Source organism: Lunatimonas sp. (assembly GCF_020832325.1).
Lineage (GTDB): Bacteria > Bacteroidota > Bacteroidia > Cytophagales > Cyclobacteriaceae > Lunatimonas.
In genome coordinates, this window is the sequence record NZ_JAFIEU010000019.1 from 97,837 (window position 1) to 119,701 (window position 21,865).

Here is a 21,865-nt window from a genome sequence, read left to right on the forward strand (position 1 = left end):
CCCACGATGGTTCACCTTATACAGCTATGGTCAATACTACTTCGGTACCCTCGCCTTTTTTGCTGCTGATTTTTAGTTCTCCGCCCATTGTTTGAGCTCTTTTTTTCATGTTGCTCAGGCCGTTTCCAGATTCCGCTTTTTCCACGTCAAATCCTTGGCCGTAATCTATGATGCACACGTGTAGTTTATCTTTTTTTAGAGAAAACTGTATGTAGGCTTTGGGACTTTTGGAATACTTTACCAGATTGTTTACGGATTCCTTGAAAATCAGAAAAAGGTCCCGGCGGGCATCCATCGGTAGCTTTACCTTAAACACTTCATCGGCTACCTCCATGTGATAGTCAATGTCTTTGGCTTCCAAGGCCTGATTGGCAAACTCCCGCATCCGAGCAATTATCCGGTCCATGCTGTCGTTTTGGGGCTTGATGCTCCAGACAATGTCGTCCATCGCCTCCATCATGCGCTGGCAATTTTCGGTGATTTTGGAAATATATTCACTTGCCTTTACAGGGTCGGTTTGGATCTTTGTTTTGGCCATGCTGCTCAGAATATTAATCGTGCTTAGAGTGGAACCCATGTCGTCATGGAGGTCCCTGGCGACGCGGTTTCTAACTTTGACCACCGCCAAAATTCGATTGATATGCAGGCGGTACATGATGGACAGCGTGAAAAGCACCAAGGTGACGATCAGCAGCCGGAACCACCAAGATTCGTGAAAGGGAGGCGTAATTCGGAAGAAAAAGGAGCCAATGGTGGAGGACATGCCTTCCTCGTTTTCACTGCGGTATTCCAAGGTGTAATCTCCTGGGGGTAAAAGAGAATATACCGCCATACTGGACTGCCCACTGAATTGCCAGTCTTCGTCAATGCCGGACAGCCGATGAAAATACTTGAGCTTATCCTGATTGGTGAAGGTCAGCGTGCTGAAGTAGAAGGTGAAGGCGTTTTGATCGTGCGCAAAGGTTCGCTTGGATGCTGAGTTCAGCGAATCCACAAATAGAAAATGGTCAAAAAGCTTGATATTGGTCAGGGAAGGCCGGTCGGGTTTGATGGAACTGTTAAATTGACTAGGGTTGAAGCTTACCAACGAGTGATAGCCTGTAAAGATAATTCTACCGTCCTTTGTCAGCGTACCTCCGTATCCGTCGAGTTCCAGTGGGCCGAATCCATCTTTTTTGCCAAAGTGGGTAAAGGAGTGTTGGAAGTAATTGTACCTGCAAATACCATTAGGGGTGTATATCCAAAGGAATCCATCTCTGTCTGCCTGCATGTGAAGAATATCGTTGCTAATCAGGCCTTCGGAATAGGAGAGTATCCGGTTTTCACCGGAATTTGCGTTGTAGGCATTGAGAAGGTCATAGCCGAAAAAGAAAATACTGTCGTTCAATTGCAGCATTTTTTCCTGCTTATTGGACGATAATATTTGGTCATCGAGGTGCCGGATGATATCGCCATTGTTACCGTCGAGTACAAAAACCCCATTGTTTGAGGTGCATACCCACACCCGGTTTTCCTGATCCACGACGTGGGCAAAAGAAAAACCGTCAAACTCTCTTATCAATTCAAAAGAGCTGTTTTCGAGCGGTAGCCCCGCCCTGTATCGGATCAGGTCACCTCGCTGGGTGGTAAACCAAATATTATCTGCTTTGTCCTGTGAAATACTTCGTATGGTGGAATTTCTGAAGACAGGCAGTTTCAGATTTTGGAGTTGTTTTGTATCCGGATCCACCAGTTGCAGGATACCCATTTGTGCACCTACCCAAACCAGCCCTGTATTTCGCTCCTGCATCATACACCAAGGCTGTTGGTATTCCTTTAGGCTGGGAGTGTCGCGGTATAGGTTTGGTTCCTGGATTTCATGCATTTCCTGGTCCAAGAATAAGAGTCCCCGTCCCCAACTGGCAATCCAATACTCTATTCGGGAAGATTTCTTTGGGTGAATTTCGCCGATAGCCAAAAAGAGGTGTCTCGGTTCCCCCTCGTTAAATACCCGATAGGTAATTTCCGGCGCATAGTTGGCGTTGTGGTAGATGCCTTCATCGGTTGCGATCCAGATACCTCCTTCTTTGTCTTCGTATAAATGGTACACCTCCGAAAAGCTGAGTGATTCCATTTGGTAGGGTGCAAAAGCAGCGCTTTCTTCGTTAAAGTTGAACAACGTATTGACGCCGTAATACCAACACTCGCCTAAAGTTGTCTCCAATAAAGCCACCGTTTCCCGGTATTGTCCGCTGGGGTTGTGATTCAATGCTTCGGATCCGGAGTGAGTAGTACGGGTTAGCTCGTCGTAAGCTAGGAAGTGTTGATCGGGGTTCCAGTACACCACCCGGTGGATCCGTTTGTTGTCGATGTGAACGTGGGACACCCTTCGGATGGTTTCATCGTTTAGGTACGGCAGGAGTAGGGGATTGTATTCCTGGTGATACGTCTCGTCGTTTTTTGGATCATATACTGCAATTCCCTGTTCGCAGCCTATCCAGTAATACCCCGTTTTGGCATCTTCGAAAATGGAGTTGGGCTCATAGCCGGTAGGAAGCGTTATGGGTAGTTTGTCTTGCGTAAATACGTTGCGTAAGGAGTCGTAAACCAGCAGCTTGTTTCTTCTCAGCAAGACATAGATATTTCCCTTTTCATCCATCCACAGCTTTTCTCCTTTAAACCTTACTTCTTTGTGTTCAAATGGAACCGCCTCAAAGCTTCTGTTTGCAGGGTTGTAAATACCGTACGAATCTCCATAGCGGATCCACATCCGCCCTTTCTTGTCTTCCAAGATCTGTCTAACAGGCTGCGCGGGTAGTTTTTGCGGCTTTTCGATGCCGAATGACAAAAAATAATTGCCATCGAAGCGCTGTAGACCATTGGAGGTTCCGATCCATAGGTAACCTTTTTTGTCTTGCCAGACTGCATATACGTTATTGGATGCCAAACCATCTTCAACGGTAATTCGATTGAAAAACCGGAGGGGATTGGCCGCTGATGCCAGCACCAGCCAAAAATAGAGGCAGAGCGCAGTTATTGACTTCATTTTACAGCCTAAAAATACAACTTGGAGGGAGAAATATTTCGTAATGTTAACCAAAATCACATGTTTATGTGGTAACCTACGGATACATCTACCAATAAAAAGGCCGCCTTGTATCAAGGCGGCCTGGGTGATAAACGTAGAATTAGTAATAAAAATAGTTGGTGGTTTCCAATCCGCTCGGTCCACGGGTCCTTCTTTGGCGGACTAGGTCAGAATCCGTAAACTCATACTCAAATTGATAGGTGAAGGTGGTTCCATGCTCCTCGATTATCATTTTTTGCGGAAGCAAAGGCTGAATCAGGAGGCCTGGAATGTCCTGGAAATGAGCCAATGGATTGGTTTTTTGCAGGTAGTCGGTGTAAGTGATTTTTTTGGTCACGGCATAGGTTACCGGCGCCTCAAACGCATAGGTGGTGATGGTGTGCACGCTTCCACTGCTGAAATAGGTGAATACGGTGTAGGCATTCATCGCCGTAGTACCGTCTGGCAGACGTCTGTAGTGTTGGATGCCCGTCAGTATTCCGTCGTCTTCCACGTTATACTCGTCGACTTCAAGGGTTCCGCTGGAATCCAAGCGCTCATTTCGTTTTAGCTTGCCATTCTCGTAAGAGAAAATTTGCCGGTAATTGCCGGGTTCGCCATTGATGCGAATGATCCTCCCAAAATCATCGTAGACGTACCTATATTCTCCCTCTGTGGTTAGGTTTCTGATAGATAGCCACCCGATTTTATTCAGGTTGCCGAGGTGGGAGTATTCATAACTCTGCCTGTGGAACCCCATCCCGTCGGATTCGAAATACCTCAATGAGCCAGACAATTCATTGTCGATGAGGAGTACAGTAGCGAAAAGGTTGCTTCCCTTCTCCAGGTCGCCCGTCAAAGCTAGAATTTGGAAGGTAGCCTCTTGGTTGCCATTAAACAGGTGGTCATCTACCGGTACTACTTTGAAGGATACTTCGGTACTTCCCACTGCGACAGGGAGCGTTAGTTTTCCATTTTCGCTGAGGGGAGGGTCGGTCATGATCCGGTGGGTGGGCTGACCGTCGATCACTTGGATATCGATGCTGCCTGCCTTCGATGCCGGCACTGTCAGTTGGACGTTGACATCGATTCCTTCGGATGCATTTTCGTACAGATTGATGTTTGGCTGGGCAAAGCCTACAGACGCTGTCTTTTCTATGGGAAGCGTATCTTGCCTCTCTCCGCAGGAAAAGAGGCTTGCCAAGAGCATCCCCGTGCTACACGCTGCAAGTAATTTATTCATGTTGTTCGTTGGTTTAGTTTTTTGCTTATGATGGTTTTTTCCCCTGGCAGGTTGCATGGGGAGTTTTCTTTTGAAGAACGAGGCTGTCCGAATAGTAGGATGGCCTGTTTGGGCATGCTTATAGGGTGGCAAGCTCTCTGGTGGTGAACTATTTCAGGAGCGTAGCCCTGAAGTCTTACCAGAAAAGCGGACAGTGCATACGTTTTACATTTGTGGTTGATAACGACGCTTCCTGTCACATTTTCCAATGCACCACGGAATAATGATGTCAGGGCTACGCCCCTGTGTTTCCCAACCAAAACTTCGTTCTACTAAGATCTCAGGGCTAAAGCCCCTATTGTTCCAGGTTTTCAGTTCCAAAGGCTGTTTGGCTTTCAAAAGCCAAACCTCTTCCGTACTTACCCATAACATCCACTTTACGAAAAGTTCAGGGCTTATCGATTTTGAAACCTTGCGATCTGTGCCTGGGCCTGTACGATATGGCGTTGGTTGTGCACCAGTAAGAACTCGATGGCTTCGCCCGGGCTTAGACTGACTAACGGGGAAATCGACGTGGTTACGCGGCCGCTGTTGAGGTTGGTGTTGGTCGCTACGTGTAGGATCTGCTGCACGGTCTCCAGCGTGTCGATGAAGACCGCTACCGGTTGGTAGGGGTCATCCCGGTGCCGATTCGGTTGGTGTTTTTTGATGGCCTTGTATTTCTTTCCGTTTTCGCTTGGCGCCATCATACGGATAAAGTAGGCGGCGAGCCAGGATTTTCGGACCGGTGCTTCCGGTTCATAATTCGCTAGGGGATTCAATTTGGCTTGAATTCTGGGAAGGTAATGGGCCGCGTAGGTGTTGAGGTGTTCCAGACACTGGCACACCGACCATTCGCCGGCATTAGAATATATCAGGATATCTTCCGGTAGGTTTTGAAAAACCTCGGTGGAGGTCTGCAACTGTTCCTCCACCAAGGCTTCCATTTGGGATATCCATTGTGTCTTACTCTGCGAGTTCATAGGTCAAGGCATCTGTTTTGGCTACTACTTTATGGGCTGTGAGCAACCCAAGGGCAGTAGCGAAGAAAACGGTTTCGATAAAAAGCCATTGGCTGCCAAAAGGTCCCAGTTCCCCTTCGATCAGGATTGTTAGCACCCGTGAAAGGGCATAGAATCCCCATAGCATAACCAGAAAGCCCAATCCCTGTGTCGGATTTTTAAGGGCCAAATATACCAACGTAATAAAGATGGTCAGTCCTACGCCCCCATAGACACCCCGGATGGAACTGAACGCATCCGTATTGGAAAGGTCTACCTGTACCAAATCCATCACCGATTGGGGAGAAGCAAAAGCCATAAGGCTTACCGAAAGCAGGGCCATACCCGAAAACAGGATAAAACCTCTGGAGCATGTCATTAGAATTTTAGTCGTTTGCATATAAGTGGTGTTTTTTTACCCTGCAAAGTTGGTGTTCGGGGATGGGGTAATTCTTGGTATTTGCCAAGATTTGCGCTCACAGTACCTATAAAAGGGTTAGGGATATGGTCGACCTATGCATCTAACTATAGAGGTTAGTGCTTTTTTCGGGGAAAGGCGCTGTAAGAGTTTGACCTTGTTCATCAATTTACTGAAATTCGTCGGGTCAATACCGATGTAGTTGGCTAGGTATTTATGTGGCACCAACTGTAGGATATGGGGGCTGCGCTGAAGCAATTTCCGGAACTTCTCCTCGGAGCTGAAGGTCTGAAGCTCAACCTGTCTTTCCAAAACCCCGGAAAGCGCGGCGGAGACACCAAGCAGGAGGAATCTGGAAATCCCTGGGTGTTTTTGGGCCAATTTTTCCAGATCATCGCGCGAGGTGCGTAAAAAGGAAGAGTTGGTAAGGGATTCAAAAGAATAGTTAGCGGGGCTCTCTAACATAAAGGAGTCCAGGATACCGCCAAAGGAATGGGGATAGGTAAAGACCAGAGTCGCCTCCTTATCTTGGTCTTCGTAAAATATCCGCTGTAACCCCTCTGTGATAAAATACAGGTAATCCTCCCGTTGTCCTACGGCGGTGAGGCAGTTTTTTCGTTTACAAGAGTAGGGCTTCCATACCTCCAGATAGTCCAGCCACTCTTCGTCGGTCAGCGGGTAAATGGAAAGGGTAACCTTTTTTAGGAAGTCTATATCGGTCATGGGTTGGCGCTGATGTTGGTTGGTTTTTGCGATAAACGGGGCAGAACCAAGTCTAGGGCTGTCCAGTCTGGAGGGCTTAATTTATCTATTTTTTTGCGCTATTCCATAATCGTTGAATTCCGGCAGGTCGGATACGTCTGCAAGTTCGCAGTTTCCCTACCGGTGAATCACATCATCATGTGGTTTTCAGGCCTCCCCTGCAACGCGGCTCGCATAAATGCCATCAATGGAGTAAAATTATTCAAACTCAATGCACATGGAAAAGATGAGATTAAACCCCTACTTATTACCTCACAAAGGCTTGAGGTACCTGCTTGCCAAGGTCTCCCTGATGGCGGGAAACCTGGATAGTAACCTTCCCGAAGAAGTGGACCAATTGAAGACACTTTCCAATGAACTATTCTTTCTGTTGGAGCAGCATGCCCATGTGGAAGATCACATGATATTGCCGGATTTGGAAAAAAAGTGCCCCGGAAGCACTGAGGAGAACCACGAAGAACACGAATACTTGGAGGGTCTCGTCGCACAGCTTCAAACCCAGGTAAACGGACTTCAAGCGGGGAGCAATCCCACCGCGTTCAACGCGTATTTTTTTGACCTTTCGGACTTTCATGCCAAGTACCTGACCCACATGTTGATGGAAGAGCGGCAGGTATTGGGCTTGATATGGAAACACTACACCGATGAGGAGCTGGCGGCACAGCACCATGCGATTATCTCCTCGTTTTCGCCGGAGAAGATCCTTCGCTGGTTTCGGTACATCGTGCCAGCCTTAAGCCCTGCCGAGCGGTTGATGGTATTGGGAGGCTTAAAAGCCAATGCACCCAAGGTGTTTTTTGATGCACTTATGGAGGTGATTGGTCAGGAAATGGATCCAAGGCGATTTATTGTGTTAAGGGAGTCCTTGGCAGAGGGTGCACTTGTGTAGTAACATTCATAATAAGATGGCCGGTTCATAGTGGCCTGTATTCGTAATTAACCAAATAACAATGAAATCGAACATAGTAAAGTTATGGCTATTGGGTGCATTCCTGCTGGGTGCATGCCAAGAGGAAGATGTTGTTCCCTCAGTGAGTCCCATTGTTGGGGAATGGGTGGCTGCCGAAGGGCAGTTCCTCGCGCTAACCGTAGATGGCGAGGAGAAGACCAAACAGGAATTTGGTGTGGAGGTTCTAAAGGTACATGAAACCGTAGCGGAGCATGCTGCATTGGAGTACCTCCAACAAAGCTTTCTGGGCCCCATAGACGGCCAATCTCCCAAGTTGGTGTTTGCCAGTACGGACCAGCTTTCCGCTACATTGGCTGGAGAGGAGGTACAGGGAAACTGGCATTTTCAGAATGATGGGACCATCCTGAAGCTGTTGGTGCCTGGACTGCATGAAAATGGGTACTTCTTTAACCTGAAAAAGCTGACGCTGCACGAGTTGCAATTGGACTGGAGCTGGGATATGGTCTTTCTGGGAGATGAGGGCGAATTGTTGCGGATAGGTTTGGTCATTAAATTGGTTCGCTGATATGTGCATGGCCTGTGACATGGATCCTGCTAAAGCCGAGGGTTTTGCAGGATCCATCATCGAAATGATCAATCAGGGTGCGTTGGGCATTTTGGTGTCAATGGGGCATCAATTGGGGCTGTTTGATGCCATGGTAGGTGTGCCTCCGATCAGCTCTGTGGAATTGGCAGCTAGTACTGGCCTTCAGGAACGCTATGTCCGGGAGTGGCTGCATGCGATGGCAGCGGGCAGGATTGTGGAAGTAGATGACAGTTCCACCTACTTTCACCTTCCCCAGGAGCATGCGCAATTCCTAAGTAGAAAGTTTCCGGGGGACAACTTGGCCTTATTTGCCCAGTACATTCCCGTTTTGGCGGGGGTAGAACAGCAGGTGATCCAGTGCTTTAAGCAAGGTGGCGGCGTTGCCTATGAGGAATATGGTAGATTTCACGAAGTAATGGCCGAGGACAGTGGTCAGACCATCTTGGGGGCGCTGTTTGACTACATTCTGCCGTTGGTGCCCGGACTCAGAGAGAAGCTGGAATCAGGCATCAATGTATTGGATATCGGGTGCGGCAGTGGTAGAGCTTTGGTTTTGATGGGTGAGACTTTTCCCAACTCCCGCTTTTTGGGTATAGATTTGTGTGCCGAACCATTGGAGCGGGCCAGGAAAGCGGTAAAGGATAAAGGCTTGGAAAACGTCTTTTTTATCCAAGCGGATCTGACCACCTTCCGGCCGGAAGGTAAGTTCGATTTCGTCACAGCTTTTGACGCGATTCATGATCAGGCCCGGCCCGATTTGGTATTGGCGACGGTGTATGATTGCTTGAAAGAGGACGGTACCTTTCTGATGCAAGATATTGATGCTTCGGAAAAGGTGGCCAATAACCTTGATCATCCGTTTGGACGATTGCTGTACAGCATTTCTACATTGCATTGCACCACCGTTTCGCTGGCGCAAGGAGGGATGGGATTGGGTACCATGTGGGGAACCGAACAGGCAAACAGGATGCTATTGGAGGCGGGTTTTCACCGCGTGCAGGAAAACCGACTGGCGCACGACCCCATGAACTGCTATTTTGTGGTGGGGAAGTAGTTCTGGGGGAGCCATTTTCCGCTGTAACGAAGAATCAAACGATTGTAAATAGTTCCATTGCCTTCCATTACCACCCCACTCAACAAGAGTGGGGTGGTAATGGAAGGCCCAATGGGCTAAACCAATTTTTTGTGGTGTGCCGATTTTCTTGTATAGGCTTTAGTTAGAACAGTCTTCTATTGCAAAAACGTCTCGGTATACAGAAAATAGATTCCTGCGAAACCCGAAGTTATATTTCTAAAAGCACTTCTTTCCCTCAAAATCCGAAAGGGAAATGGGGATTTTACGAAAAAGAAAGTACATTTAGCAATCGTTTTTCCCTTACGGGCTTTCGTGACCTAAAATTACCCCATACATGTTTAAGACCATTTATACCCTGTTGGCATGGGCGGCCTTCGCACAGCTTCCATGCCTAGCCCAATCTCAATCCCCCGCCGACCAACCTAAAAAACCCAACATCATCTTTATCCTCACCGATGACCAACGCTGGGATGCCTTGGGATATGCCGGCAACGAACTGATTCACACGCCGGAAATGGACCGACTTGCGGAGGAAGGCTCCTATTTTCCAAATGCGCTTGTAACCACCCCCATTTGTGCAGCTAGCCGCGCAACCATATTTTCCGGACTCTACGAGCGCACCCACGCGTATACCTTTCAGACCGGCCCTATCAAAAATGAATTTATGGAGACTGCCTACCCCAAGCTACTGAAGGAAGCGGGTTACCGGGTAGGGTTTTACGGAAAATACGGTGTGAATCACAAGGATCTCGCCGGTCAATTTGATGAGTACGATTCCTATGACCGAAACGGTCAGTTTAAAGATCACAGAGGGTATTTCTACAAAACGATCGACGGGGATACCGTGCATTTGACGCGCTACACCGGGCATCAGGCACTGGAGTTTATCGAGAAGGCCCGGCCGGACGAACCCTTTTGCCTATCACTGTCCTTCAGTGCCCCCCACGCGCACGATCCTGCCGAATTGCAGTATTTTTGGCAAAAGGAAGTAGACCCACTCTTGCAAAACGTCACCATGCCGGGCCCGGATTTGGCAGAGGACAAGTACTTTGATGCGCAGCCCGACTTTGTCAAGCGTGGGTTTAATCGCCTTCGCTGGACCTGGCGTTATGATACACCGGAAAAGTATCAGCATAGCATGAAGGGCTACTACCGTATGATCTCAGGGATTGACTTGGAGATAGCGAAGATCCGGAAACATTTGGCAGACAAAGGCTTGGACAAGAATACGGTCATCATCTTAATGGGAGACAACGGATACTTTACCGGAGAGCGGCAATTGGCCGGAAAGTGGCTTTTGTACGATAATTCCATCCGGGTACCGCTCATGGTGTACGATCCGCGACTAAGCAGCCATGTGGATTCCCCCGAGATGGCTGCAAACGTGGACGTGCCCGCCACCATTCTTGACTTGGCCGGCGTGCAGATACCGGCAAACTACCAAGGGAAGAGCCTGTTGCCGGTAATCAAGGGAGAGAAACTCAATCGGGATACCGTTTTGATCGAACACTTGTGGGATTTTGAGAATATTCCACCTAGCGAAGGCTTGCGCACAGCCGAATGGAAGTACTTCCGATATGTAAACGATAAGTCGGTAGAAGAGCTCTACCACTTGGCTGAGGATCCGAAAGAAATCAACAATCTGGCCAATGATCCCCGTCACTCCGACAGGTTACGGACGTTTAGGCAAAAGCTAGACATGCTCACCGAGCAGCTTTCCGATGAAACCACCGCTGCTCCTGAAAACCTCCACGTAGAAATGATCCGTAACCCTTTCGGACTTACGCTGGCAACGAATGCGCCGGTTTTTGGCTGGCAGGTGCCGAAGGGTTTGGTCTTTCAGTCTGCGTACCAACTGCTAGTAAGTAGTACCAAAGAGAAAATAGATCAGAACCTCGGTGATGTGTGGGACAGCGGAAAGGTAATCGGCAGTCAATCGGTAAATATCTCTTACGGAGGACCGGCCTTGACGGAGCACAGAACCTACTTCTGGAAGGTTAGACTTTGGGACGGAGACAATCGGACCGGCAGGTACGGGGAAGCGATGAACTTTCGGGTTGGAACCCCGGAAGGCTACTTGACCACCGCCAATCATTTTCTGCAGGAGGATGTTTCCCCCCAGGAGATGAGGAAAGTATCTGGAGATACCTGGTTGGTAGATTTTGGGAAGGCGGCTTTTGCCAATTTAGCGTTGCATTATCCGTCCGACCGATCGGAGACACTGACCGTACGGCTTGGTGAGCAGTTGGTGAACGGCCGAATCAATCGGTCCCCGCAAGGGCATATCCGATATCAGGAAGTGAAGGTTTCGGTATCGCCCGGGACAAATCGCTATGTATTGCAACTGCCTCCGGATGAGCGCAACACGGGTCCTGCAGCGGTGGCCTTGCCAGACACTTTTCCTGTCCTGCTGCCCTTTCGGTATGCTGAGATCGTAGCTCGAAAACAACCACAGGAGGTGATCCAACAGGCTTATTTCGGCTACTTTGAGGAAGATCACAGTAGCTTTAGCAGTTCAGATACAGTCCTAAATCAGGTTTGGGACCTGTGTAAGTACACCATGAAGGCCACTTCCTTTGCCGGGATTTACGTGGATGGGGATAGGGAGCGCATTCCCTACGAGGCCGATGCCTACATCAATCAGTTGAGCCATTACGCCGTAGACTGGGAATACCCCATTGCACGAAGAAGCATCGAGTACTTCATGGAGAACCCGACCTGGCCAACAGAATGGCAGCTACATTTGGCCTTGATGTTTTACGAGGACTATCTCTACACCGGAAATACCACGTTGATCGAAAAGTACTACGATGAGTTAAAGCATAAAACGCTGATGGAGTTGGCTCGGGAGGACGGGCTAATCAGTTCGGAGCGGGCTACACCGGAGTTTATGGAAAAGCTAGGTTTCAAAGATCCAACGATACAGCTAGCCGATATCGTGGATTGGCCCCCCGCACAGAAAGATACCGGATGGCAGCTGGCGACTGCAGAGGGCGAACGGGACGGATTTGTGTTCAAACCCATCAATACGGTCATTAATGCGCTCTATTTCAAGAACCTCGAAATTATGGGAGAGTTTGCACGCCTGCTGGGAAGGAACTCCGAAGCTTTGGAGTACGAGTTGATGGCAGCCAAAGTAAAAAAAGCGGTGACTGAAAAGCTCATGGACCGGGAAAAGGGTATCTACTTGGACGGGGAAGGAGCCGGGCATTCCTCGCTCCATGCCAACATGATGCCCCTCGCTTTTAACATGGTGGCCGATGAACACCTTCCCGCGGTAGTGGAATTTATCAAATCGAGGGGCATGGCCTGTAGCGTATACGGATCCCAATATCTAATGGATGGCTTGTATAATGCCGGTGAAGCTGACTACGCCTTGGAGTTGATGACGGCCACCCACGATAGAAGCTGGTGGAACATGATTGCGATCGGTTCTACGATGACCTTGGAGGCTTGGGACATGAAATACAAGCCCAACGCGGATTGGAACCATGCCTGGGGTGCGGTGCCGGGAAATATCGTAGCCCGAAAGATGTGGGGCATTGCGCCAAAAACTCCTGGTGCGGGGCTTTTGGAAATCCGCCCCCAGCTTAGCAAGCTGACAGAGTCGGATATTTCGGTACCTTTCCTCACAGGCGTGGTAAAGGCATCCTACCGGCGTGTAACGAACCGCTTACAGACCTACACGTTTGAGCTGCCTGCTAATGTATCTGCCGACTTGATGTTGACGTTTAGCTCCAACGATTCCATCTCCTTGAACGGAGAAAAAGTAAATACACAATTTGGTTCGATTCGATTATCTCCTGGGTTAAACGAGATAGAGCTACAAGTGAATTCGTTTTAGGCAAAGCCTCTTTTGGCTTGGTTTAAAGCTACCGCAATATTGCCATGCGCCCTTTCCTGGTTTAGATTCAGGAGTGGGGCGCATGGCATTTTTTGTGCAATTTTATAAAAGCAAGCGGCCTGAATTGCCCGCTAAACGGCAAATCTATTATATAGGGATCTTTATGGATTGATTAGCAGAAGGTTAAAATAGCACATGATTTGGGTAAAATTTTGGAAAGATGGTTAGTTTCAACGCAGTAATTTTGAAAAGTATTCATCAAAACTACTCGTATATGAACATAAAATTAACCAATCTAACCAAAAGTAAACCCTCCAAAAGATGTTTCGGAACACACATTTGCTGGATGGTTACCTGTCTAATATTATTTCAGGTTAGCGAAGGGGAGGCAGCTGTTTACTTAGAGCGTTTGGATGAGTCATCTAGCGCTAGTTCTGAGCCGAAGTTAGCATTTGAAGATGTCCGAGTTACGGGAAAAGTGACCGAGGAAAACGGTGATCCACTTCCCGGAGCAACCATCGCAGTGGAGGGTTCGTCCATTGTGACGGTTACAGATATAGATGGGAATTTCGAGATCAATGCACCTGATGGCGCAACTTTGGTTTTCTCCTTTATTGGTTATAATACAGAACGTTTTCAGGTGGGATCTCAAACGATTTTGAATGTCACCATGAAAGTGTCAGAATCCTCACTCGATGAAATCGTAGTAGTAGGATATGGTACTACGAAAAAAGTCAATTTGCTTGGGGCCATTTCAGCCGTTTCTAGTGAGGATTTAGCCAATCAAACGTTGACTTCCGCGGGTCAGGCACTTATGGGCAGGGTTGCTGGTGTACAAATGATACAACCTTCTGCGCAGCCTGGAAGGGATGCACCCACTATCAATATTAGAGGTGTAAATACTATCAGACAAAGTGCAGATGGGCAGAATCTAGATACTGCACCTTTGGTTATTATTGATGGTGTGCAGGCTACTATGGTAGATATACATCCTCAGGACATAGAGAGTATTTCCGTGTTGAAAGATGCTTCTTCTGCAGCTATTTATGGTGCTAGGGCAGCAAACGGAGTGATTTTAATAACGACTAAAAGAGGGTTGCCAAAAAAACCCAGTATTTCCATTAATTCTTATTACGGCTGGCAAAATGCAACCTTTATTCCCAAGGTATTGAATCCGTATGATTATGCCTTGCTGAGAAATGAAAGCAGGACTAATGTTGGTAATTCTCCCGACTATAATGAGGAAACCTTGAATTGGTTTAGGAATTACGAACACGAAGGTTTCTGGGAATTTGTATACATTCCGAATGCACCGTTGGTAAATCATCATATTTCCGTAAATGGCGGTGCAGAGAATGTCCAATATATGATTTCTGCTGGCTTTCAAGGTCACGAGGGTATCGTTTTAAACACGAATTCAGACAGGTTTAATGTTAGGTCAAACATTGACGTGAAAGTTTCTGACAAAGTGAAGGCCGGTGTTAACTTTTCTGCCAGCTTATTCAAAAATGAAGAGCCAAATTATGGTGGTTTGGGTACTCAACTGCTAATTAGAGACGCTATCCGTCATCCACCTTTTGCGATGGTGGATGGGTTAATTCATGCTGATGGGTTTTATTCCAGAGGAACCTTGGGTAGGGCACTTCATAGTATGAACGCGATTGGTTTGGCAACACAGGGCGGAATGGACAATGAAAGCATTCAGCGGATTATCCCGAATCTCTACCTCGAATACTCTCCAGTAAAAGATTTTACTGTTAGGACTACAGGTTCTGCTTTTATCGAGAGTACCAGACGCTCCCGATTTCAAAATCCTCACTTTTCATCGGATGGTGTGAATTTGCAGCCTCACAATCCACTAGGGGGATTGACGGAAATATATGATGCCAATAGCACCATCTTATTTGAGACTACGGCTAATTACGTAAAATCCATCGGTAAATCGAATTTCAATGGTTTATTAGGCTTTACGGATCAAACTTTTGAAAGGGATGTGTTTCAGGCATCTAATCAGGGTTACCCTAATGATGCAGTGGCGAAACTGAATGCAGGTTCTATAAACCCTTCCGTCTCGGGTACAGGTCAAGAGTGGGCTCTTAGGTCGGTTTTTGGACGTGCAGGTTATGCCTTTGATGAACGGTATCTAGCCGAGGTCAATATGCGATACGACGGTTCTTCCAGGTTTGGACAAGCATCCAGGTGGGGAGTATTCCCTTCTTTGGCAGTAGGATGGAGAATGGACAGGGAGCGGTTTATGCAGGGGGTAAACTGGATAAACAATCTTAAATGGCGGGCCAATTGGGGTCAATTGGGCAATCAGAACATTGGTAATTACAGCCATATTTCCAGAGTCGCATTGGATCGAAATTATGTGTTTGGCAATTCGTTGGTTCAAGGTGCCGCATTGGCGAACCTTAATAATCCAAATGTTAGGTGGGAAACAACTACCATGTCAGATCTAGGGTTTGATGCCACGTTATTTAATAACAAAGTTTCTATAGAAACCTCTGTTTATAGAAGAATTAGTGACGATATCTTGGTGACGCCCCCAGTCCCGCTCACGCTTGGCAACTTAAGTCCCCCCGTTCAGAATCAAGGAAAAGTCCGAAATCAAGGCATTGAGATTTTGATGTCCTACTTTGGAAGTGTAGGGAAGGACTTTAATTACAGTATTTCAGGTAATTGGAGCTATAATGACAATGTGGTATTGGAGTTGAACGAGGAGTTTATATCCGCAAACAAAATAATTACACGCGTTGGAGAACCTATCAGTAGTTTTTTTGGACATCGAATTATTGGTCTTTTTAACAGTGACGCTGAGGCTCAGAATGTGGAGCGCTGGGGACGCCAACCCGGTGGCCCAAGACATGGTGCCGGCGATTATATCTATGCGGATGAAAATGGGGACGGGATAATTAACGCTGCGGATAGGGTCGTCATCGGCAATACGAATATAAGACACACCCTCGGAGGTACCATCACAATGGACTATAAGGGGTTTGATTTCAGGGTGCTATTCCAAGGAGTTATCGGTCGGGATCTTGAAGATGGCGTTTTTGGTAATGACGGCCTAAGAGGTGGCGATAATTTAACTACAAAATGGCTGGACAGATGGACGCCGGAAAACCAAAACACTACGGTTCCAAGAGTAGCCCAGGGCGTAAACTGGAATACGTCTTTGTTTGTAGGGCCTGCATTAAGCTACAATATTGTGGACGGTTCATACGTCAGGCTAAAGCACATAGAATTGGGGTATTCCTTTCCGGATCAAATCAATGAAAGATTGGGTTTATCCAGATTAAGACTGTATGTGACCGGTCAAAATATGCTGACTTGGACAAACTTCATTCCCGGCTTCGATCCGGAATCCGCTTTGTTGTTTAACGATACAAATGACGCGTATCCACAAGCAAGGACTTTTGCAGTTGGGGTAAATATTGGTATTAATTAATTGGTAAAACCGAAAGAAATGAAAAGGATATATTTATTTATCTTATTAGCGAGCTTTACTTTAGGTTGTCAGGAGCTTGATAGGTTCCCGTTGGACCAATTGAGTGAAGGAACGTTTTGGACAAACCAGCAACAAGCTGTTCAGGCAATAAATGGCGTATACAACGTATTGGCACACGACCAAATGTATAGAAGTTTCTTTATGCAGACAGACGGCTTGTCTGCTAATGCGCTATCGGCCTTTGTTTTTTCCGGCTATTTGGAGATCAGTGAAAATATAGGTTGGGATGCAAGGAGTTCGGTGCCAGCTAATTTCTGGGGGAAATCGTATGAAGGAGTCGTTCGGGCGAACCAAGTGATTACCAATGTTCCCGGAATTACTATGGATGAAGGGTTGAAAAACCGGATATTGGGGGAAGCTCATTTCTTACGAGCCTTATTTTACTTTCACCTTACCAACCTTTGGGGAGATGTTCCATTGATTGTACAAATTCAAAGTGTAGGGGAGCAGGCCTTGGTTTCACGAAACCCAAAAGCGCAAGTCATCAATCAAGTACTTTCCGATCTTGAATTTGCCATAGCCAATTTGCCTACTAGGTCGCAGTACCCTTCTTCAGAAACAGGAAGGGCTTCCAAGGAGTCAGCGCATGGGCTTAAATCCAGAGTACATCTATACCAAAAGGAATGGGCCAATGTTATTTCCGAGGTAAATGCGGTAACTCAACTTGGGTATGGACTTGTACCTATGAGTGAGTGGCCGAATCAGTTTCTTCCACAAGGAAATAATAACACCACCGAATCCATATTTGAGGTTCAGTTCCTCGGCTTTACTGGGTCAAATACAGGGAGCGCTTTTAATAGCATTGGCTTGCCAAATGCGCCAGGTTTCGGAGGAATGGGACTTTACCCAACCCAGAATCTTGCAAATACATTTGAGGAAGGAGATCCCCGGAAGAACTGGACTATTATTTTCCCAGGAGAAACGTTTGCCGGGTTCCTTTTTCAACCTGAACAATTAGACTTGAACTTTGGAGTTACAAATTTATTGCGGAAGAAAAGTGTAATTCCTGAGCCGAACATTGGCGGGGAGGGAAGTCAAAATGCAGTCGTTATCCGATATGCAGAAATGTTACTAAACCTCGCTGAAGCTGAAAATGAGTTGAATGGTCCCGCAGCAGCTGCACCTCACGTAAATAGAATTCGAAACAGGGTCGGACTGGCGGACCTTCCTGAAGGGCTTAGCACTGAAGCAATGCGCCAAGCCATTCGTAAAGAAAGAAGATTGGAATTGGCCTTCGAAGGTCATCAATACTTTGACCTGCTTCGTTATGGGCCCCAAGCTATGCAGGATGCGATGGAAATGGCTATTGAAGGTATTGCGGGCCATGTGCGGGTTTTTGAACCTAGGGTGATGAGTTGGCCGATTCCTCAACGGGAAGTGGATGTAAACCCCAACTTGCTACCACAGAATCCCGGCTGGTGATATTCACTAAAAATAATCCAAGGTGCCACAGGTATTGGTTGTCGGACAAAGGTGTTGGTCCATTGGCGTTGCGGTTGCAGGTCGGTGATGCTATTCGCTTACTATCTTGTTAGTTGTCCGTTTCATATGTATGCAAATCCGACTTCCAGCATATGTGGCCCTTGGTTTTCTTTCTTTTGAAGCTCCTTCCCGGGAAGTCATACTGGTTTTGGGGACAGATTCTTCCCCGATCATACACGTACGAATGACGGTTTTTGAACCTTTCAAGCCATAATCGATGCAACACCTGTTGATAACCATTTTCTTTACCTTATCGCTATTCCTAACCGGTTATGGGCAGGAAGACACCGCTTTTATTTCCGAATCGGCTAAGGAGCAAGTGGTGGATAGGCTGATAGAGCAATATGGAGAGGAGGAGTCTGCCCGGATCACACGCGGGGTTCATCATTTGGCGTCGCTGTGGCTCGAAGCAGATGGAAGCCCTACGGCTTTTCATGATTTCTGTCTCAAACAGTTTATTCCAAGTGGCGAAGCACTAGATCAGGCCTTTGACATCGCGGAGCAGCAATTCGAAGCAATCAATGGGTACCGACGCGAGCTTTCTCTCAAGTTGGATTACCCGGTTACCACGATGATCCGCCCCGTTACCGAGCTTGATCGCATGTTTGCCGGCGCACAGTTCCAAGTTGATTTTTTCAAAAACAAGCTGGCCATGGCAATCGCGCTGAATTTCCCCTTTTTTACGTTGGAGGAAAAGGAGCGACTAGGGCCCCATTGGAGCAGAAAGGAATGGGCCATGGCTCGGCTAGGCGATCAGTTTGATTTCAGAGTTGACCCCGAAAAGGAACCCAAGCCAACTAGCTTGCCGGATGAGCTGCGGGACTATACCTCGCTGTATATCCTTTCCATGGATCAGGTACTGTCTCCGAGGATGGAAGTACTTTTCCCGGCCGGTACCCGGTTGAATAGTCACAACGGACTAAGGGATGAAATCAAGGGCCTTTATTCCAGGAAGGACCCGCTTGAAAAACAACGCATCCTTCAGGCCATCATCATGCACATCATACACCAGACCATTCCGGCTTGTATGATCGGAGAAACTCCCTATTACTGGGAACCGCAGGCAAATAAGGTGTATGCCAAGGAGGGTAAGAAGTTTGTAGAAGTGGATTATTCAGCAGAAGCAGGTACCCGATACCGGGTGCTCCATCATAACATGACTTCAAAAATGCGGCAGGATGTAAAATATGCAGCCGGCTCCACTTACCTCTCCCGTACCTTTGACAACGTCCAACTCTCAGAATCAAAAATCGTTTCCCTGCTCGAATCGGTGGTTGGTGCACCGGAAAAGAAGGCCGTCGCAGCGATGATCGAGAAGCGTTTGGGCCGGAAGTTAGAGCCTTTCGATATCTGGATTACTGATTTTGACGAAAGGCCTGATGTCGACATGGACCAACTGGATCGAATTCTGCGAGAGAAATATCCAACCCCGATGGCCTTTCAGCAAGATATTCCCACGATTTTACAAAAAGTAGGCTTTCGCAGGTTTGAGGCGGATTTTATCGGTAGTCGCATCGTGGTGGACCCGATACCTTCCGGAGGCCATGCAAATGCTCCCCAAATGCGTGGTGCCAACGCACACCTGCGCACGCGGTTTGAATCAGATGGACTCAATTACAAAGGTTACCGCGTGGCCATGCATGAGATCGGACACAATATTCAGCAGATAGTCGGCACCTACATGACAGACTATTATCTGTTGAAGGGAATCCCCAGTAGTCCCTTTACCGAAGCTATGGCAGATTTGCTTGCGTACCGTAACCTCGTTGCGTTGGGAGTCAATCCAGACTACCGTGTGAGGGAAAGACAATCCAATGCACTGGCCGCTTTTTGGTTTGTCTGTGAAATCGGAGCGGTAGCTTTGCACGAGATTCGGGTTTGGAATTGGTTATACGATCATCCGAATGCGACGGTTGATGAGCTAAATGAGGCTACGCTAGAGATCGCCAAAGGACTATGGAATGAGTATTTTGCCGAAATATATGGGATTAAAGACGTGCCGATCTTTGCGATTTACAATCACTTTATCTCCGGAGCCCTATACCTGCACAGCTATCCGCTGGGTAATATCGTCATGATGCAGCTGGAAGAGCAATTTGACGGGCTGGATTTTGCGGAGGAGTTGATTCGGGTGTGTAAAATAGGAAAGTTGACACCCGACCAATGGATGATAGAGGCCACAGGAAATCCCCTAAGTGCTGAACCGCTTTTGAAGGCGACAAGGGAGGCGTTGGAAGCCCTTTAATGGGGGAGACGATGACATTATCAACTAAAGAATGATGGATTTGAAACGTTTGAAAGAAAAAGTATTCCTGGTGTTTTGCTGGCTGTTTCTGCAGATTGCCCCGATTTCTGCCCAGCAATCCCCTCAGGCAACGGCGTTGCGGGACATACACGTGGGCGGGTACTTGATCACACAGTTAGAAGAAGTAGACGAATCCTACAATGCAGGATATTCGATGTACATGGCAGCTTGGCCACTGATCAAGGAGTACCCGGGTAGGAGCTTTCAGTCCGGCTTGTTCGGTACCTGGATGCACCCGCAGCAGGATGGACCATTGCCGATAGAACGATTTTACACCAACATCGAAGGGGGACTTGGCTGGTGGCGGGATACCGAATACGCCACCGAAACGCCCAAATTCATCATGGGCGGGGTGCAATTGAATTTTGCCGGGTGGGCGAATGGGCCTGGGGCAGGAAGAGGCAGGGACTGGGACGATCCAAAAGGTAAATACGGTGTGGCGCAGCTGAGCCCGTGGGTATTGTGGCCTCCGGACGGACTGAACCTAAAACAGGGAACTTCTGGTGAGCTTTTCGGTAGCGGGTACCTGCCTCTGCCGCTTATGGAGCCAAAAACCACAACGGCAGGAACAGCGGTCCCCACGGGCAATCAATGCTGGACACTGTTTCTAAACACCGGGAATTTCAAAGGTCCAATAGCATTCTTCACGCCCTATTTTTGGACGCAGGCATCTGCGGAAGACCCCGGCTTAGCAGGTTTATTTTTGGATCAGCGACCGTCAAAAGCCAACAAGCCCTTTCAGATGGAAACGCAACATATCTATTCCAAAGAAGCAACGGACTCCAAAGGACAAGTCTACGCCAGAACTGCGCCCACCCAATACCCTGTGGGATCTGATGGGAATTCGGATTTATTGCACCGTTTGATGGTGTACAAAAAGCGGGCGCTCTGGGACGATGTGGAAGCGTGGTTTAACGGAGGAAAAATTGCCGATGGCAAAATAAATGCAGAAGAGGCGGCTATGCAGCGATTCAAAAAGGGTGTCAGGTCCAATTGGAGTTTTTTTGGTGAACATATTCCGAAGGAAAAGCGCGCTTTACTGAATATCACTTCTTTTCTAGACCCCAGTGTGACGGATTCGGCTACATTGAAAATTCGCTGGTCTGGCGAGCATATTACGGATCGGACACTGGGCAATCGATCATTGGTAGTACTTCCCGAATACTATAAGTTGGTGAAAACGGATGAAGATGACAAGGGAGAGTGGATCGCCGTCGCTCCTCAGGAGGTGCCCGTTGAAACAGGGCTTCATGCGGTTGATTTTAGAAGTACAGATAAACGAAATGCACTTCCCTACGTCACCCCTGAGGATACGGAGAGCAGCTGGAAGACTCCGGGTCCGGTAGCGGGGCCCTTTAAGGCGAAATTAGGGGATGGCAGTACAGTTACCTACTATTGGTACCGTTTTGCCGATCAGCCGGCATTGCTGCATGTGGACCTTACCAAAGAGGAGCGTGAAGAAATGCAACGACGGGCCGAGTTGCTTCACAGGCATTGGACGAAGGAGCGCGAATACCTTCCTCCGCCATTGATCGGCGAACTGGCGGACATTGATCCTGCACTGATCGTGCAGCCACCGGCTGGATTTGAGGTGGGCTATGTACCCATTGTGACCCAGCAGGGATTGGAATAAATCCTCGATCTGATGCGTAAGCATCGTTGTA

At 47.8% G+C, this 21,865-nt stretch carries 13 protein-coding genes; 8 read left to right on the plus strand and 5 right to left on the minus strand.

What is annotated here, in order from left to right; genetic code table 11:
• Positions 1 to 16 precede the first annotated feature (16 nt).
• The 5 genes from JJU34_RS07535 to JJU34_RS07555 all read right to left on the minus strand — a co-directional run bounded on the left by JJU34_RS07535 (position 17) and on the right by JJU34_RS07555 (position 6,449).
• Positions 17 to 3,025, minus strand: a complete 3,009-nt coding sequence (locus JJU34_RS07535) for a sensor histidine kinase (RefSeq protein ID WP_228691725.1) — start codon at positions 3,023 to 3,025, stop codon at positions 17 to 19.
• A gap of 142 nt (positions 3,026 to 3,167) precedes the next feature.
• On the minus strand, positions 3,168 to 4,289 hold the full coding sequence (locus tag JJU34_RS07540) for a hypothetical protein (protein ID WP_228691726.1): 1,122 nt from the start codon (positions 4,287 to 4,289) through the stop codon (positions 3,168 to 3,170).
• A gap of 434 nt (positions 4,290 to 4,723) precedes the next feature.
• Positions 4,724 to 5,290, minus strand: coding sequence for a DinB family protein (locus JJU34_RS07545; RefSeq protein ID WP_228691727.1), 567 nt, complete (start codon positions 5,288 to 5,290; stop codon positions 4,724 to 4,726).
• Positions 5,274 to 5,708: a DUF4345 domain-containing protein gene (locus JJU34_RS07550; protein ID WP_228691728.1), complete on the minus strand. Its 435-nt coding sequence runs from the start codon at positions 5,706 to 5,708 to the stop codon at positions 5,274 to 5,276. Before JJU34_RS07550 ends, JJU34_RS07545 begins: the two co-directional genes overlap by 17 nt.
• Before the next feature lie 96 nt (positions 5,709 to 5,804).
• A complete protein-coding gene (locus tag JJU34_RS07555; RefSeq protein ID WP_228691729.1) occupies positions 5,805 to 6,449 on the minus strand; it encodes a Crp/Fnr family transcriptional regulator in 645 nt (214 codons plus the stop codon).
• A gap of 256 nt (positions 6,450 to 6,705) precedes the next feature.
• On the opposite strand from JJU34_RS07555, the gene JJU34_RS07560 reads away from it, so the two are divergent.
• The 8 genes from JJU34_RS07560 to JJU34_RS07595 all read left to right on the plus strand — a co-directional run bounded on the left by JJU34_RS07560 (position 6,706) and on the right by JJU34_RS07595 (position 21,834).
• Entirely contained in the window at positions 6,706 to 7,377 is a 672-nt protein-coding gene (locus JJU34_RS07560; protein WP_228691730.1) for a hemerythrin domain-containing protein, read from the plus strand.
• 61 nt (positions 7,378 to 7,438) lie between these two features.
• Entirely contained in the window at positions 7,439 to 7,963 is a 525-nt protein-coding gene (locus tag JJU34_RS07565; RefSeq protein WP_228691731.1) for a hypothetical protein, read from the plus strand.
• A gap of 1 nt (position 7,964) precedes the next feature.
• Positions 7,965 to 9,038: a methyltransferase domain-containing protein gene (locus JJU34_RS07570; RefSeq protein WP_228691732.1), complete on the plus strand. Its 1,074-nt coding sequence runs from the start codon at positions 7,965 to 7,967 to the stop codon at positions 9,036 to 9,038.
• 355 nt (positions 9,039 to 9,393) lie between these two features.
• Positions 9,394 to 12,903, plus strand: a complete 3,510-nt coding sequence (locus JJU34_RS07575; protein ID WP_228691733.1) for a sulfatase-like hydrolase/transferase — start codon at positions 9,394 to 9,396, stop codon at positions 12,901 to 12,903.
• Between the two features lie 274 nt (positions 12,904 to 13,177).
• On the plus strand, positions 13,178 to 16,354 hold the full coding sequence (locus tag JJU34_RS07580) for a TonB-dependent receptor (RefSeq protein WP_228691734.1): 3,177 nt from the start codon (positions 13,178 to 13,180) through the stop codon (positions 16,352 to 16,354).
• Positions 16,355 to 16,372: 18 nt separating this feature from the next.
• Positions 16,373 to 17,836, plus strand: a complete 1,464-nt coding sequence (locus JJU34_RS07585; protein WP_228691735.1) for a RagB/SusD family nutrient uptake outer membrane protein — start codon at positions 16,373 to 16,375, stop codon at positions 17,834 to 17,836.
• A 277-nt stretch (positions 17,837 to 18,113) separates the two neighbouring features.
• Entirely contained in the window at positions 18,114 to 20,141 is a 2,028-nt protein-coding gene (locus JJU34_RS07590) for a hypothetical protein (protein ID WP_228691736.1), read from the plus strand.
• 31 nt (positions 20,142 to 20,172) lie between these two features.
• Positions 20,173 to 21,834 (plus strand): hypothetical protein, encoded by a 1,662-nt coding sequence (locus JJU34_RS07595; protein WP_228691737.1) that lies wholly within the window; start codon positions 20,173 to 20,175, stop codon positions 21,832 to 21,834.
• Positions 21,835 to 21,865 lie beyond the last annotated feature (31 nt).

What these genes read in the sequence shown, in the direction of transcription:
- JJU34_RS07570 (WP_228691732.1), top strand. Translation starts at nt 7,965, where the DNA reads ATGTGCATGGCCTGTGACATGGATCCTGCTAAAGCCGAGGGTTTTGCA.
- JJU34_RS07565 (WP_228691731.1), top strand. Translation starts at nt 7,439, where the DNA reads ATGAAATCGAACATAGTAAAGTTATGGCTATTGGGTGCATTCCTGCTG.
- JJU34_RS07575 (WP_228691733.1), top strand. Translation starts at nt 9,394, where the DNA reads ATGTTTAAGACCATTTATACCCTGTTGGCATGGGCGGCCTTCGCACAG.
- JJU34_RS07535 (WP_228691725.1), bottom strand. Translation starts at nt 3,025, where the DNA reads ATGAAGTCAATAACTGCGCTCTGCCTCTATTTTTGGCTGGTGCTGGCA.
- JJU34_RS07550 (WP_228691728.1), bottom strand. Translation starts at nt 5,708, where the DNA reads ATGCAAACGACTAAAATTCTAATGACATGCTCCAGAGGTTTTATCCTG.
- JJU34_RS07595 (WP_228691737.1), top strand. Translation starts at nt 20,173, where the DNA reads ATGATGGATTTGAAACGTTTGAAAGAAAAAGTATTCCTGGTGTTTTGC.
- JJU34_RS07585 (WP_228691735.1), top strand. Translation starts at nt 16,373, where the DNA reads ATGAAAAGGATATATTTATTTATCTTATTAGCGAGCTTTACTTTAGGT.
- JJU34_RS07555 (WP_228691729.1), bottom strand. Translation starts at nt 6,449, where the DNA reads ATGACCGATATAGACTTCCTAAAAAAGGTTACCCTTTCCATTTACCCG.
- JJU34_RS07590 (WP_228691736.1), top strand. Translation starts at nt 18,114, where the DNA reads ATGCAACACCTGTTGATAACCATTTTCTTTACCTTATCGCTATTCCTA.
- JJU34_RS07540 (WP_228691726.1), bottom strand. Translation starts at nt 4,289, where the DNA reads ATGAATAAATTACTTGCAGCGTGTAGCACGGGGATGCTCTTGGCAAGC.
- JJU34_RS07580 (WP_228691734.1), top strand. Translation starts at nt 13,178, where the DNA reads ATGAACATAAAATTAACCAATCTAACCAAAAGTAAACCCTCCAAAAGA.
- JJU34_RS07560 (WP_228691730.1), top strand. Translation starts at nt 6,706, where the DNA reads ATGGAAAAGATGAGATTAAACCCCTACTTATTACCTCACAAAGGCTTG.
- JJU34_RS07545 (WP_228691727.1), bottom strand. Translation starts at nt 5,290, where the DNA reads ATGAACTCGCAGAGTAAGACACAATGGATATCCCAAATGGAAGCCTTG.